Here is a 13,596-nt window from a genome sequence, read left to right as displayed (position 1 = left end):
GCGCCCAGGCACTCACGGCGTTGACTTAAGTCACCTGCGTTTGCCGACGTAATGCCCGGTGAACGCGCGTCCCGGTGATACCCCGGTACGGCACAATGCCGGTACACCGTTGTACGGGGGATCCGATGGCCGAGACCGAGCTCGACGCGCAGCTCGAAACTCTGGTGCGTCGAGCCGGCCGCACGGCCTTGGCGGTGGTCTTTGTGGTCACCGCTGCGGACTGGCTCGGCTGGGCGACCGGTACCGAGCGGTTGACCAAAGTCTTTCGGTCGTGGCCGCAGATGACGCCGTGGGGCGCGCTGGTGATGGCCACTCTGGGTGTGGCAATCCTGTTGCAGTCTGGCCGACCCAAACCCGGGCGGGTGTGGGTCGCGCGCGCGTTGGCCATGGCGTGTGCGGCGATAGCGACGGTATTCATCGCCGAATACGCAACCGGCGTGGCCTTCGGGGTGGACAGGCTGTGGTTCCCGGGCGGCGTCGCGGTCATGGAGCGGCCATATCCGGGTCGCCCGGCCGTGCAGACGGCGGTGACGGTCCTCTTGCTCGGGATCGCGGTCGCGCTGATGCGCCTGGACCATCGGGCGGTCAGATCGGTGCGAACTGTGTGCTTGGTGTCCGCGGCGATCATGCCGTTCCTGGTGACGGTGGTCTACACGTTCCACGCGCTCTCCGTCATCGAGACGACGCCGTCAACCGGGATGGGAATTGCGACCGCAGTCAGCTTGCTGCTGCTGATCGCCGCGACCTTCGCCGGGCGCGTCGACGCGAATCCGGTGGCGTGGCTACTGGCGCGCCCCGATGGTCTGGGACTGGTTCGGATGGCTGCGTTGTTTGTCGCCTTGCCGCTGGTCGTCGGGCTGTCCCGGTTGGCGTTCCTCGCATTCGGGGTCGAGGAGGGTGCGGTGTGGCCGCTGTCGATCTCGGCGGGCGCCGCGGTGATCGGCGTCGCGGTGTTCTACCTGAGCCAGCGTGAACAGCGCCTGTTGCTCGACAGGGCGCTGCTGATCCGCGAACGCGAGGACGCCGAAGCGCGCTATCGCATCCTCGCCGAGAACGCCGTGGATGCCGTCATCCATGTGCGAGGAGCCCAGGTTGTGTGGGCTTCGCCCTCTGTCCGAACGACTTTCGGCGACAGATCGTGGATCGGCTCGGAGTTCGATCGCCACATCCACGCCGACGATGTGGGTTTGGTCAGCGTGGGACGACAGCCCACCGGCGCCGCGGAACCCGCCGTCGAACGGTTCCGGATCATGCGCGCCGACGGCGGACACCACTGGGTCGACTGTCGCTCGAAACCATACGTGGGCGGCGACGGGGAGACCGACGGTGTGATCGCGGCCCTGCGCGTCGTCGATGACCAGGTCGAGTTCGAGCGCCGGCTCGAGCGGCTGGCCCGGTTCGACGAACTCACCGGGCTGGTCAACCGGGCCGAGGCGATCGCCCGCCTCGAGTCAGCGCTGGCCGCCCTGGCCTCCGACGGCGGCTGCCTGGGTGTGCTGTTCTGCGACGTCGACGGTTTCAAACGCATCAACGATGCGTGGGGGCACGCGGTGGGGGACATCGTGCTCGCCGCACTGGCGAGCCGCATCCGTGACTGCGTGCGTCAGGGCGACACGGTCGGCCGCACCGGTGGGGACGAGATCCTCGTCCTGTTGCCCGCGGTCCGCGACCTCGACGCCGTCATCGAAATCGCGGAATCGATCCGGCATCGCGCGGCCGAACCGATCTTCCATCCGGGCGGAATCATCCACGCCAGCTTGAGCATTGGTGCCACTCTCGCGGTTCCCGGCGAAACTGCCACCACTGCGGCGGCGCGCGCCGACGAGGCGATGTACCGGGCCAAGGAGACCGGCCGCAACACCGTCGTCCAGGTGTAGGCGCCTAGGTGCGATACCCGGGCGGATTGGGGGTGTCGACCCACAGGTCCACCCCCAACTCCGAACCCGGAATGCAGTCATAGACCGACAGGTCGCTGACGCCGGAGTCCACCAGCACGTCCTCGCACAGCAGCGTCTGCCCGGTGTATTCGCGGGCCGGCTTGCTCAGCACCGCGTAGGCGGCGTCGGCGTAGACCTCGGGCTTGCGGGAGCGGGCCATCGCCTCATCACCGCCCAGCAGGTTCTGCACCGCCGCGGTGGCAACCATGGTGCGCGGCCAGAGCGTGTTGGAGGCGATGCCGGCGTCGCGCATCTCTTCGGCGATTCCCAAGGCGCACAACGTCATTCCGAACTTCGCCATCATGTAGGGGGTTGGCTTGAGCCACTGCGATTCCAGCCGGATCGGCGGCGAGAGCGTCAGGATGTGCGGATTCTCCCGGCCCTTCATGTGGGGGATGCACGCCTGCGAGACGGCGTAGGTGCCGCGCACCTGGATACCGTTCATCAAGTCGAACCGCTTGAGCGGCACCTCCTCGATGGAGCCGAGGTTGATGGCCGAGGCGTTGTTGACACAGATGTCGATGCCACCGAACTGCTCGACGGCCTTGGCCACGGCGGCGGCCACCGAGTCGCCGTCGCGGACGTCGCCGACGATCGGCAGAGCCTGGCCGCCGGCCTCTTCGATCTCCTTGGCGGCGGTGTAGATGGTGCCGGGCAACTTCGGATGCGGCTCGGTGGTCTTGGCCACCAGCGCGATGTTGGCGCCGTCGGCGGCGACGCGTTTGGCGATGGCCAGGCCGATGCCGCGGCTGGCTCCCGAGATGAACATGGTCTTGCCGGAGAAGGACATTCCGTCACCCTAGACGGCGCGGATGTCGGCAGTCACCGCCTCGGTCAGCCGAATCAGATCCTGGGGGGCCAGTGCGACATCCCAGCCCCGCTTGCCCGCACTGCACAGCACCCGGTCATAGCCCAGCGCCGAGCTGTCGACCACCGTCGGCAGTCGCTTGCGCTGGCCCAGCGGCGAGATCCCGCCGAGCACGTAGCCGGTGGCCCGTTCGGCGGCGGCACGGTCGGCCATCGCCGCCTTGGCGAGCCCCAACGCGGCGGCGGCGGCCTTCAGCGACAGCTTCCACGGCACCGGCAACACCGCCACCGCCAGCACCGAACCGGATGCGATCACCAACGTCTTGAAGATCTGTTCGGGCACCACCGAATCACCCGCCAGAGCGGCGACCGCCTCGTCGCCATAGGAGTCCGAGCGGGGGTCATGGTGATAACGCAGCACCTCATGGGGTGCATCGGCCGCGATCAGCGCGGCGATCGCAGGGGTGGCCGCACGACTCACGGGGCACAGAATAACCACGGGAAATAGCGCGGTGAGAAATCCTGTTGTGGACATTGGTCGTAGCTCTCGAGGCCCGCGACCGAAAAGATGTTGGTCACAGCCTTAGGATTGGAAGGAGAGAAGTCCGGTGTCAGCTGCAGTCTGCATGATGGCCGATGAGCAGGCACCCGCACTTTTCATCCGTCCGATACCGCTGCTGGAGCCCGTCCCGGGCGCAGCGGCAGAAGGGACTGTGTCACCCACAATGACCGACATCGACAGCGCCGACGGTTCGGGCCCAGCCCAGGTCGCCGAACGCGAAGAGTCCGATGCGGAGCTGACGGCACGCTTCGAGCGTGACGCCATTCCGCTGCTGGACCAGCTCTACGGCGGTGCACTCCGCATGACGCGCAACCCGGCCGACGCCGAAGACCTGTTGCAGGAAACCATGGTCAAGGCGTACGCCGGCTTCCGGTCGTTCCGCGAGGGCACCAACCTCAAAGCCTGGTTGTACCGGATTCTGACGAACACCTACATCAACAGTTATCGCAAGAAGCAGCGCCAGCCGGCCGAGTATCCGACCGAGGAGATCACCGACTGGCAGTTGGCGGCCAACGCCGAGCACACCTCCACAGGTCTGCGGTCGGCAGAGGTCGAGGCCCTCGAGCTGCTGCCCGACACCGAGATCAAGGAAGCTCTGCAGGCGTTGCCGGAGGAGTTTCGGATGGCGGTGTACTACGCCGACGTCGAGGGCTTCCCGTACAAGGAGATCGCCGAGATCATGGATACCCCGATCGGGACGGTGATGTCCCGGCTGCACCGAGGTAGGCGCCAGCTGCGCGGCCTGCTGGCCGACGTCGCGAAGGAACGTGGATTCAGCCGCGGGAACGCGGAAGATGCGCCGGAGGAGGTGTCGTCATGAGCGACGATCAGGTATCGGGCGGCGAAGCTGAGTGGCGCCCGCCGATCGGACCGATCGACCCCGACCACCCCGAGTGCGCGGCGGTGATTGCCGAGGTCTGGACGCTGCTCGACGGTGAATGCACCACCGAGACGCGTGACCGCCTGCGTCATCACCTCGAAGAGTGCCCGACGTGCCTGCGCCATTACGGCGTCGAGGAGCGGATCAAGAAGCTGGTTGCGTCGCGGTGCAGTGGGGAGAAGGCGCCCCAGCACCTGCTGGAGAAGGTACGGCTACAGATCAGCCAGACCACGATCATCCGGCGCGGCTGACGCGCCGACAAATAAAGGGCCCGGCATGATGCCGGGCCCTTTATAACTAGCCTGAGTGTGTATCAGGCGTTGGGACGCCTGCCGTGATTTGCTTTGCTGTGCTTGCGGTCACGCTTCTTACGACCACGCTTGGCCATGATGTACCTCCATTGATTTACAGCTGCATGCTTGAGCTCTGAATAAATTGTCTCACGGCGCAGTCGAACCTCTGACCACCCGGTGTTGTGGTTCGATAGAGCGGCATTGAGAGACGAGCGGTACCAAGAGTGAGGTGAAGATGGCCGAGGATGTGCGCGCCGAAATCGTGGCCAGTGTGCTCGAGGTAGTGGTCAGCAAGGGTGACCAGATCGGCGCGGGAGACACCCTGGTGCTGCTGGAGTCCATGAAGATGGAGATCCCGGTGCTGGCCGAAGTCGGCGGCACCATCACCGAGGTCAGCGTGTCCGTGGGCGACGTCATCCAGGCCGGCGACCTCATTGCCGTGATCGACTAGCCCCGGTGTCCACCCTCGGTGACCTGCTCGCCGAGCACACGATGCTGCCGGGCAGTGCGGTGGATCATCTGCATGCGGTGGTGGGTGAGTGGCAGCTCTTGGCGGACCTGTCGTTCGCCGACTATCTGATGTGGGTGCGCCGCGACGACGGCGCGCTGGTCTGTGTGGCCCAATGCCGACCCAACACCGCCCCGACGGTCCTGATCCGGGATGCCGTCGGCTCCGTCGTCGCGGACGGTGATCTGCCGCTGGTGACGTCGGCCTTCACGTCGGGCGCGATCGGGCGTGGCGACAGCGATCTCGAGCTGCGCGAACCCGCGATCAACGTCGAAGCGGTCCCGGTGCGTTACAGCAACCAGGTGGTGGCCGTGCTGACCCATCAGACCGCCCTGGCCGAGCGGCGCACGTCGTCGCCGCTGGAGCGGGCCTACCTGGACTGCGCGGGCAACCTGCTGCACATGCTGTCGGAGGGCACCTTCCCCAACGTGGGGGACCTGGCGCTGTCCCGGTCGAGCCCACGCGTCGGCGACGGGTTCATCCGCCTCGACGTCGACGGGGTCGTCGCCTATGCCAGCCCCAATGCGCTGTCGGCCTATCACCGGATGGGGTTGGCGGCCGAGTTGGAGGGCCACAACCTGGTGGTCATCACCCGGCCGCTGATCTCCGACCCGTTCGAGGCCCAGGAGTTGGCCGAACATGTCCGTGACTCACTGTCCGGTGGGTCGAGCATGCGCCTGGAGGTCGACGCCGGCGGGGCGGCGGTATTGCTGCGCACGCTGCCGCTGGTGGTTCACGGCGCCGCTGCGGGGGCGGCGGTGCTGATCCGGGACGTCACCGAGGTCAAGCGCCGCGACCGCGCGCTGCTGTCCAAGGACGCGACCATCCGCGAGATCCACCACCGGGTGAAGAACAACCTTCAGACCGTCGCCGCGCTGCTGCGTCTGCAGTCCCGCCGGACCAGCAACGAGGAGGCCCGCGAGGCGCTCATGGAGTCGGTGCGACGGGTCGCGTCGATTGCTCAGGTTCACGAGGCGCTGTCGATGTCGGTGGACGAGGAGGTCAACCTCGACGAGGTCATCGACCGGATCCTGCCGATCATGAACGACGTGGCTCGGGTCGACAGCCCCATCCGGATCAACCGGGACGGGGCGTTGGGGGTGCTCGACGCCGACCGGGCCACGGCACTGGTGATGGTGGTCACCGAGTTGGTGCAGAACGCCATCGAGCATGCCTTCGATTCCTCGGCCAAGCAGGGCTGCGTGACCATCCGGGCGGAGCGTTCGGCGCGGTGGCTGGACGTCGTCGTGCACGACGACGGGCGTGGGCTTCCGGAAGGGTTCTCGTTGGAGAAGTCCGACCGGCTGGGCCTGCAGATCGTGCGGACGCTGGTCACCGCCGAGCTGGACGGCTCGCTGGGAATGCATGACGTCCCGGGCGGCGGTACCGATGTTGTGTTGCGCGTACCACTCGGCAGGCGTTCGAGTGCGCGACTTCCCCAATAGCAAATGTGACCGGGACGACATTTGCAAATAGAAATCGCGGCCCTGGCATTTGCCGGGGCCGCGATGTCAAAATTGCCGAAAGGGCGGGCTAGACGCTGCTGCGTGCGCGGGTGCGAGCATTGCGACGCTTGAGCGCACGGCGCTCGTCCTCGCTCATGCCGCCCCAGACGCCGGCATCCTGGCCGGAATCCAAAGCCCAGGTCAGGCACTCCGTGGTGACCGGACAGCGGTTGCAGACGAGCTTCGCGTCAGCGATCTGGGCGAGCGCCGGGCCGCTGTTCCCCACGGGGAAGAACAGTTCCGGATCCTCGTCACGGCAGACCGCCTTATGGCGCCAATCCATTTGTCGCTACTCCTTACTATGTGCGCAACGAAGCGCACGTGATTTTTCTTCGGCTGTTAATGCGGTGCACACAAATGTTTCTGTGTTGTTGCATCCGATCGTTTCACGTCCTCGACGGATGTCAATAGAACTCAGTTAACACGTGGGCAATGTCACTACAAGGTCTGGCTGGGGGTGGGTTACCGAACCCTCTATCCGTTTGTACTACACTCAACCCATCTGCGCCCTGAATCCTTTGGCGCGACCCCATTACTGCTGGTCAGGGCCCTTCACCGCGGGCGGGGCGACGACGCTGAGGGCGCCCGGAACCACGCGGAACGTCATTTCCGAGCGCAACCCCAGGAAATCTCCGTCGATCTGGCTGGCGACCGGTTCGTCGGCCGTGACCCGCACCCACGCCACGTCGTCGTGGCGGATCAGGTGCTTGGCCTTGATCACCGGCTTCTTCGACAGCATCCGGCGCACCAGCATGAGGTTGCGCCAGACGTTCATGCTGGTGATCGCGAAGACGCCCAGGCCCGTCTCGAAGGTGGTGTCCGGGTTGGTCCACACCGGCCTGGTGTTGGCGTACGTCCAGGGGCTGGAGTTGGAGATGAACGCGAAGTACACACCGCTTTGCGGTGGCTGGCCGGGCAGTTCGAGGGTCATCAGTGGCTCGTTGCGTGCGCTGGCCAGCATCTCGCGGACCGCCACGCGAATGTAGCGGCCCGGGGTGACCTTGCGGCCTTTGGCGCGCTGCGCCTCGACGGCTGCCACCACGTCGCCGTCCACGCCCATGCCTGCGGTGAACACCGCCCAGCGTTCACCGCAGTCCATCAACCCGATCTCGCGCCAGGCCGCGCCGTCGCGGCGCGCGCTGAGCAGGTCGACCAGCTGGTTTGTCGCCACGATCGGGTCGGGGCTGATGCCCAGCGCGCGGGCGAACACGTTGGCCGAGCCGCCGGGTACCACCGCCACCGCGGGCATCGTCTCCGGCAACGCCCCTGGTTCATGCCCGGGTCGCTGCGCTCCTGCCCGTCGGCCTGGCCGGCCCAACAGCCCATTGACCACTTCGTTCACCGTTCCGTCGCCGCCGTGGACGATGATCACGTCGGTGCCGTCGTTCCTCGCCGCCTCGGCGATCTCGATGGCGTGCCCGCGGTGGTCGGTATGCACGACCGACAGGTCCACTCGGCTCTCCAACGCGTGGGCGAGGAGGTCGCGGCCGGCCGCAGTGGTGGAAGTGGCGTTCGGGTTGACGATCAGGACGGCGCGCACGAGCCATGAGCCTAGACGGGTGCGGGAGGGCTCTTCGAAGTGTTTGTCTGCTCATCACGAAGCGGACAGCTGCCGGTGGCATGCTCGCGACGTGGTCGTGGGGTCGGAGCCGGATGCGGTCAGTGCTGTCGGCTGGTTCCACCGGGCTTGCGAGTCGGTGGTCAAGTGTTTGCCGTTCGGGCTGAATTCGGTTGTGCCGCCGACCTTCCTGGGCTTCGTGGTGATCAACTCCGGCACTTTCGCGCTCGACCTGCTGGTGCTTACGGTGCTGCACGGGGTGCTGCACGTGACGTTCGGGGCCGCGGTGACGGTGGCCTACGTGTGCGCGTTCGCGGCCAGTTATGTGCTCAACCGGGTGGTGAATTTCCAGTCGCACGGCGCGGTGGGACCGCAGGTCGGTGTCTACGTCGTCGTGGTGGTGATCAACTATCTGGCGTTCATCCTCGGCGTCTCCACCGGATTGCGGGCCTTGGGTGTCGAGTACCACGTGGCCCGGATGGCGGCGGGGGCCTGCGAGGGGATTTTCATGTACTGCGCGATGCGGTGGGTGGTGTTCCGGCGCTAGGGGCGATGACGCGGGCTGCCGCCTCGACGGCCGCGGCGCGTCGACCAGCCAGTACCGCCGCCGAGGTGGTCGCGGCAGCAGGGTCGGGCCAGTGCGCCCAGGCCAACGCGATCCCCAAGAGGATGACGATCAGGTCGGTTGGATCCCAGGACGCGTCGACGTGGCCCGTGGCCTGAGCTTCCTCGATCGCGGCGAGGGCCAGCTGGGGTAGGGGCAGCCCGTCAGCGCTGGGTGGCTCCAGTGTCAGCCCCTCGAGATGGGCCCACGCGACCATCCGGTGGTGCTCGGGCCGGCGCACGCTCAAGTCGAACATCCCGCCGACGAATTCGGGCACATCGTCGGGCAGCATCCGCACCGCCTGGAAGAACTCCGCGACGTTGGCGGCGAGCACCTCCCGGAAGAGCGTCTCCTTGTCGCCGAAGTGGGCGTAGAGGCGTTCTTTGCTGGCGCTGGCCGTCGCCGCGATGCGGTCGATGCGGGCGCCGGCGAATCCGTGCCGGGCGAACTCGCTGCGGGCGGCGGCCAGGATCTCCTCGCGCAGCTCTGAGGTGCTTCTCATGAACATCGAGTATAAAGAACGAACTAGTTCGTCTGACGATAGGAGTGGGCGACATGGTCGCCAAGAGCAGCCAAGCAGCCGTCGACGTGGCGGCCGTCATGAATCACCCGCGACGGGTCCGCGCCATCAAACACGTGCTGGGCGCCGTCGCGGACGGGATCCACCCGGTGGTCGACCTGTGGCGCCCCTACATCGACGGGGTGCACAACCTACCCGCTGACGGCCGATTCCTGTTGGTGGGTAACCACACTCAGGGCGGCGCCGAAGCTCTGCTGATCCCGTACGCGGTGCGCCGGGAGATCGGGGTGCGGGTGCGCCCGCTGGCCGATCGTCAGTTCGGGCAGATGCGTGGCCTGTTCGGCGACCTGCTGGCGGCGTTCGGCGGCGTGGTCGGTGCGCCGGAGACCGCCCGTGAACTCATGCGTCACGACCAGACCATCCTGGTCTTCCCCGGTGGTGGTCGGGAGATCCCGAAATTCAAGGGTGAGGAGTACACCCTGCGCTGGCAGGGCCGGTCCGGGTTCGCGCGGATCGCGGTGGAGAACGGTTATCCGATCGTCCCGGTGGGACTCGTCGGAGGTGACGACGTGTACCGAAGCCTGACGACGCGGGACAGCGCGTGGGGTCGGTTCAGCGAGTCCGTGAGCGGTCGCTTCAGCGGCCGACAGGATATGGCGATGCCGCTGATGCGCGGTATCGGACCGACTCTCATTCCCCGGCCGGAGCGGATGTATCTGCGGTTCGGCACCCCGATCGACACCACCACGCCGGTGGGGATCGACGCCTCGGGCTGGGCTGACGAGGTCAAGCGCCGTACGCAGACCGCGCTCGAGCAGATTCTCGACGACCTTCTCAGCCTGCGGGAGTCGGACCCCTACCGGAGCCTCAGCCCGCTGGGCTGGTCTCGCGCCGCGCGCCCGTGACGCGACCGGTTACCTTACGAAGGTGACCGAATCCGTTGTCCCGCCCGTGGTCCGCTACGCCGGCTTCGCGGCGGCCGCTGAAGGTGTCGTGGCGATCGTGGTGGCCGTGGTGTTGGTGGTGCGCGGTGTGTCCGGCGCTGACCAGCACATCGTCAACGGCTATGGCACGGCGGGCTGGTTCGCGGTGATGGGCGCCGCGGTGGCCGCCGCCGGCTGGGGGCTGATCACCGGGCGCCGCTGGGGCCGGGGCATCGCGGTGTTCGCCAACCTGCTGCTGCTGCCGGTCGCCTGGTACATCGTGGCCGCCCACCAGCCGGGCTACGCGATCGCGATGGGTGGGGTGGCCATCGCCGTGCTGGCGTTGCTGTTCAGTCCGCCTGCCCTGCGCTGGGCCTCTCGGGCGCAGGACAACTAGACCTCGGCCGCCAGCGCGTCGAGCTCAGGTCCGCTGACCCGGTAGTTGATCCATTCCGACATCTGCTTGCCGCCGACGGCGTCGTAGAGCGCGATCGCGTTGACGTTCCAGTCCAGCACTTCCCACGCCAACCGGGTGTAGCCGTTGTCGACGCATACCTTGGCCAGCGTCGCGAGCAGCGTGCGGGCCAGGCCTCGCCGGCGGAACTTGTCGCGCACGAAGAGGTCTTCCAGGTAGATGCCGGCCACGCCGTCCCAGGTGGAGAATGTTCGGAACCATAGCGCCACCGCGGCGGCCTCGCCGTCGATCTCGACCAGGTGGCAGGATCCCACCGGGTTGTCGCCGAAAAGTGCTGCGGTGATCTGACTTTCGGTCACCGTGCACTGATCGAGGGCGTGCTCGAATTCGGCTAGTTCGCGGATCATCGCGACGATCTCGGGCTCGTCGCCGGGACGGGCCATCCGGATGATCATTGCTGCACCCCCAGGGCTGACAGGATGGTTTTGAATTTCGTTGTGGTCTCTGCGACTTCGTCATCGGCGTCGGATTCGGCGACGATACCGCCGCCGGCCTGGGCGAGCGCCCCCAGCCGGTCTGCGGACAGCTGCGCGCCGCGGATCGCCACCACCCATCGGCCGTCGCCGCGAGCATCGCACCAGCCCACGGCGCCCGCGTAGAAGCCGCGGTCACCTTCGAGTTGCGCAATCAGATCGACCGCCGCCTGGGTGGGCACCCCGCCGACAGCCGGGGTGGGATGCAGCGCCAGTGCCAAATCGATTGCGGTGGTGGAGGTGTCACGCAACCGGCCCCGGATCGGGGTGGACAGATGCCACAGTGCGGCGGTGCGACTCAGCTGCGGTTGCGGCGCGATCTCCAGTTCGGCGCACAGCGGTTCGAGCGCGGCGCGCATGGTGTCGACGACCAGCTGATGCTCGTGGCGGTTCTTGCCCGACTCGGCCAGCGCGGCCGCGTTGGCCGAGTCGGTCTGCGGATCGACCGACCGCGGCGCGGACCCGGCGAACGGCTGACAGGTGACCACGTCACCCGACCGGGCGACCAGCAGTTCGGGGCTGGCCCCGACCAGCGCGGCACCGGTGTGGTCACCGCCCGCGACGGACAGGTCGGCGAGGTAGGCGCATGCCTCGGCATCGGCGGCCACCAGCCGGTCCAGGATCGCGCGTGCGTCGAGTGGACCGTCGGCGACCAGGCGCAGTGCCCGCGCCAAAACGACCTTCTGCAAAGCGCTTTCGGGCGCGGTCAGGCGATCCAGGGCGGCGCGGATTCGGGCGCGATGCTCAGCCGGCGCCGGAACCATCGCCTCGATGCGCACCGCGGGCAGCGGCGCTGCCGGCCAGGACGGCAGGGTGTCGCCGAACGTCACCGACACCGGCGTCAGCAGCGCCGCCCTGCTCCGGATGTCGAACGGCAGCGCGCCCACCACCACGTCCGCCGAGCCGTCGGCCAGCGCCGCCGCCGCCGCGGCGACGTCGTCGTACCCGGTCCGGATCCCCTCGGCGATGACTGTCCCGGCGGGGCCGCTCAGCACAAAGGTCGGAAGCGCCATCACGTCCCGGTGACCGGCTCGCGGTGGGTGGTCAAGCCCAGCGCCGAGAGCTGTCGCAGACCGTACTCGAAGCCGCACACCGCCACCGAGGCCGCGCCGAACCCGTAGCGCGCACCCTCACGCAGTGGCTGCTCCACCCAGCGCGTGACCACCGAGCGGGAGAAGTGCCCGTGTCCGACGAACACCACGTCGCGGTCGACCATGCGCTCCAGCGCGTAGGACACCGCCTGGTCGGCGCGCATGCTGACCTGGTCGACGCTCTCGCCGCCGGGGCAGCCGTAGGTCCACAGCAGCCAGCCCGGGGTCTCGGTGCGGATCTGGTGGGTCGTCAGGCCCTCGTAGTCGCCGTAATTCCACTCCGACAGCAGCGGCGACACATCATCCACCGTCAGCCCGGCCAGCTCGGCGGTCGCCAGGGCGCGCTTGCGGGGGCTGCTGACCACCAGCGGGTTGTCCAGGCCGAGGTGCTCGATCGTGTGCGCGGCCAGGGTGGCCTGCTCGCGCCCGTGTTCGGTGAGATCGAGGTCGGTGGTGCTGGTGTGTTGACCGCTCTTGGACCACTCGGTTTCGCCGTGCCGAAGCAGGACCAACCGATGCGTACCGACACTCACAATCAATGATTCTGCCCGATGACCAGGCGCGCCGTGGCAGCCGGGACGTAACGGCGGCGAACCTGCAAGGATGGTCGGTGTGACCCGAGTATTGGCGGTGGCCAACCAGAAGGGTGGGGTGGCCAAGACAACCACGGTCGCGTCTCTTGGGGCGGCTTTCACCGATGCGGGTAAGCGTGTCTTGCTCGTCGACCTGGACCCGCAGGGGTGCCTGACGTTTTCGCTGGGCGCCGATCCGGACAAGTTGCCGGTGTCGGTGCACGAGGTGCTGCTCGGCGACGTCGAGCCCAGCGCGGCGCTGGTGGAGACGGCCGAAGGCATGACGCTGCTGCCCGCCAACATCGACCTCGCCGGTGCCGAAGCCATGCTGCTGATGCGCGCCGGTCGCGAGTACGCGCTCAAACGCGCGCTGGACAAGCTCGACCAGTTCGACGTGGTGATCATCGACTGCCCACCGTCGCTGGGTGTGCTCACCCTCAACGGGCTGACGGCGGCTGACGAGGTGATCGTGCCGCTGCAGTGCGAGACGCTGGCGCATCGCGGGGTGGGGCAGTTCCTGCGCACCGTCGACGACGTGCAGCAGATCACCAATCCGAACCTGAAGCTCTTGGGTGCGCTGCCCACGTTGTACGACTCGCGCACCACGCACAGCCGCGACGTGCTGCTCGACGTCGCCGACCGTTACGACCTGCCGGTGTTGGCCCCGCCCATTCCGCGCACGGTCCGCTTCGCCGAGGCCAGCGCATCCGGTTCGTCGGTGTTGGCAGGCCGAAAGAGCAAGGGCGGCACGGCATATCGAGAGCTGGCCGCCGCACTGCTGAAGCACTGGAAGTCCGGCAAAGCGCTGCCGACCTTCACTCCCGAGGTCTAGGTGTACTCGGCCATTAGGTTGGTCGCAGTCGGCTGATGGGGGGTAGGCCTCCGAGT

Annotated in this window: 18 protein-coding genes; 9 read left to right on the top strand and 9 right to left on the bottom strand. The window is 67.4% G+C overall.

Annotated elements, in window-relative coordinates; all coding sequences use genetic code 11:
* The first annotated feature begins 125 nt into the window (after positions 1-125).
* A complete protein-coding gene (locus CRM90_RS26660) occupies positions 126-1,877 on the top strand; it encodes a diguanylate cyclase domain-containing protein (RefSeq protein WP_233209526.1) in 1,752 nt (583 codons plus the stop codon).
* A 4-nt stretch (positions 1,878-1,881) separates the two neighbouring features.
* On the opposite strand, the gene CRM90_RS26655 is transcribed toward CRM90_RS26660, so the two are convergent.
* Together CRM90_RS26655 and CRM90_RS26650 are read right to left on the bottom strand one after the other, a co-directional pair.
* Positions 1,882-2,727, bottom strand: a complete 846-nt coding sequence (locus CRM90_RS26655) for an SDR family oxidoreductase (protein ID WP_102809894.1) — start codon at positions 2,725-2,727, stop codon at positions 1,882-1,884.
* A gap of 9 nt (positions 2,728-2,736) precedes the next feature.
* Entirely contained in the window at positions 2,737-3,225 is a 489-nt protein-coding gene (locus CRM90_RS26650) for a YbaK/EbsC family protein (protein WP_233209525.1), read from the bottom strand.
* Positions 3,226-3,469: 244 nt separating this feature from the next.
* Between CRM90_RS26650 and CRM90_RS26645 the strand changes: the two genes are divergently transcribed.
* Entirely contained in the window at positions 3,470-4,126 is a 657-nt protein-coding gene (locus tag CRM90_RS26645) for a sigma-70 family RNA polymerase sigma factor (protein ID WP_199190070.1), read from the top strand.
* Positions 4,123-4,437, top strand: coding sequence for a mycothiol system anti-sigma-R factor (gene rsrA, locus CRM90_RS26640; RefSeq protein ID WP_102809892.1), 315 nt, complete (start codon positions 4,123-4,125; stop codon positions 4,435-4,437). Before CRM90_RS26645 ends, rsrA begins: the two co-directional genes overlap by 4 nt.
* A 62-nt stretch (positions 4,438-4,499) precedes the next feature.
* On the opposite strand, the gene CRM90_RS31595 is transcribed toward rsrA, so the two are convergent.
* The gene (locus CRM90_RS31595) at positions 4,500-4,574 is read right to left on the bottom strand and encodes a 50S ribosomal protein bL37 (protein WP_085976028.1); all 75 of its coding nucleotides are present in this window, start codon (positions 4,572-4,574) and stop codon (positions 4,500-4,502) included.
* Positions 4,575-4,714: 140 nt separating this feature from the next.
* Between CRM90_RS31595 and CRM90_RS26630 the strand changes: the two genes are divergently transcribed.
* Together CRM90_RS26630 and CRM90_RS26625 are read left to right on the top strand one after the other, a co-directional pair.
* Positions 4,715-4,930 carry a biotin/lipoyl-binding carrier protein gene (locus CRM90_RS26630; RefSeq protein WP_036345994.1) on the top strand — a complete coding sequence of 72 codons (216 nt, stop codon included), beginning with the start codon at positions 4,715-4,717 and terminating at the stop codon, positions 4,928-4,930.
* A gap of 5 nt (positions 4,931-4,935) precedes the next feature.
* Positions 4,936-6,432 carry a sensor histidine kinase gene (locus tag CRM90_RS26625; RefSeq protein ID WP_102809891.1) on the top strand — a complete coding sequence of 499 codons (1,497 nt, stop codon included), beginning with the start codon at positions 4,936-4,938 and terminating at the stop codon, positions 6,430-6,432.
* 88 nt (positions 6,433-6,520) lie between these two features.
* On the opposite strand, the gene CRM90_RS26620 is transcribed toward CRM90_RS26625, so the two are convergent.
* Together CRM90_RS26620 and CRM90_RS26615 are read right to left on the bottom strand one after the other, a co-directional pair.
* Entirely contained in the window at positions 6,521-6,775 is a 255-nt protein-coding gene (locus CRM90_RS26620; protein WP_047329519.1) for a WhiB family transcriptional regulator, read from the bottom strand.
* 249 nt (positions 6,776-7,024) lie between these two features.
* Positions 7,025-8,032 (bottom strand): diacylglycerol/lipid kinase family protein, encoded by a 1,008-nt coding sequence (locus tag CRM90_RS26615; protein ID WP_102809890.1) that lies wholly within the window; start codon positions 8,030-8,032, stop codon positions 7,025-7,027.
* A gap of 91 nt (positions 8,033-8,123) precedes the next feature.
* Here CRM90_RS26615 and CRM90_RS26610 point away from each other — a divergent pair, with 91 nt between their 5' ends.
* Positions 8,124-8,597 (top strand): GtrA family protein, encoded by a 474-nt coding sequence (locus CRM90_RS26610; RefSeq protein ID WP_102809889.1) that lies wholly within the window; start codon positions 8,124-8,126, stop codon positions 8,595-8,597.
* Here CRM90_RS26610 and CRM90_RS26605 read toward each other — a convergent pair.
* The gene (locus CRM90_RS26605) at positions 8,557-9,156 is read right to left on the bottom strand and encodes a TetR family transcriptional regulator (RefSeq protein ID WP_102809913.1); all 600 of its coding nucleotides are present in this window, start codon (positions 9,154-9,156) and stop codon (positions 8,557-8,559) included. The two genes, CRM90_RS26610 and CRM90_RS26605, sit on opposite strands and share 41 nt — an antisense overlap.
* 53 nt (positions 9,157-9,209) lie before the next feature.
* On the opposite strand from CRM90_RS26605, the gene CRM90_RS26600 reads away from it, so the two are divergent.
* The gene (locus CRM90_RS26600) at positions 9,210-10,079 is read left to right on the top strand and encodes a lysophospholipid acyltransferase family protein (RefSeq protein ID WP_102809912.1); all 870 of its coding nucleotides are present in this window, start codon (positions 9,210-9,212) and stop codon (positions 10,077-10,079) included.
* Between the two features lie 22 nt (positions 10,080-10,101).
* Entirely contained in the window at positions 10,102-10,494 is a 393-nt protein-coding gene (locus tag CRM90_RS26595; RefSeq protein ID WP_102809888.1) for a hypothetical protein, read from the top strand.
* Here CRM90_RS26595 and CRM90_RS26590 read toward each other — a convergent pair.
* Genes CRM90_RS26590 through CRM90_RS26580 form a run of 3 tightly spaced genes read right to left on the bottom strand, consistent with a single transcriptional unit; the run spans position 10,491 to position 12,669 of the window.
* On the bottom strand, positions 10,491-10,967 hold the full coding sequence (locus tag CRM90_RS26590) for a GNAT family N-acetyltransferase (RefSeq protein ID WP_102809887.1): 477 nt from the start codon (positions 10,965-10,967) through the stop codon (positions 10,491-10,493). The genes CRM90_RS26595 and CRM90_RS26590 overlap by 4 nt on opposite strands.
* Positions 10,964-12,058, bottom strand: coding sequence for an isochorismate synthase (locus tag CRM90_RS26585; RefSeq protein WP_502693327.1), 1,095 nt, complete (start codon positions 12,056-12,058; stop codon positions 10,964-10,966). The genes CRM90_RS26590 and CRM90_RS26585 overlap by 4 nt, the downstream gene beginning before the upstream one ends.
* Entirely contained in the window at positions 12,058-12,669 is a 612-nt protein-coding gene (locus tag CRM90_RS26580) for an acid phosphatase (RefSeq protein WP_102809885.1), read from the bottom strand. The genes CRM90_RS26585 and CRM90_RS26580 overlap by 1 nt, the downstream gene beginning before the upstream one ends.
* A gap of 70 nt (positions 12,670-12,739) precedes the next feature.
* On the opposite strand from CRM90_RS26580, the gene CRM90_RS26575 reads away from it, so the two are divergent.
* On the top strand, positions 12,740-13,540 hold the full coding sequence (locus CRM90_RS26575; protein WP_199190068.1) for a ParA family protein: 801 nt from the start codon (positions 12,740-12,742) through the stop codon (positions 13,538-13,540).
* The last annotated feature ends 56 nt before the right edge of the window (positions 13,541-13,596 follow it).

This window comes from Mycobacterium sp. ENV421, assembly GCF_002887815.1.
Classification (GTDB): Bacteria; Actinomycetota; Actinomycetes; order Mycobacteriales; family Mycobacteriaceae; genus Mycobacterium.
This window is presented reverse-complemented; position numbering and strand designations above follow the sequence as displayed.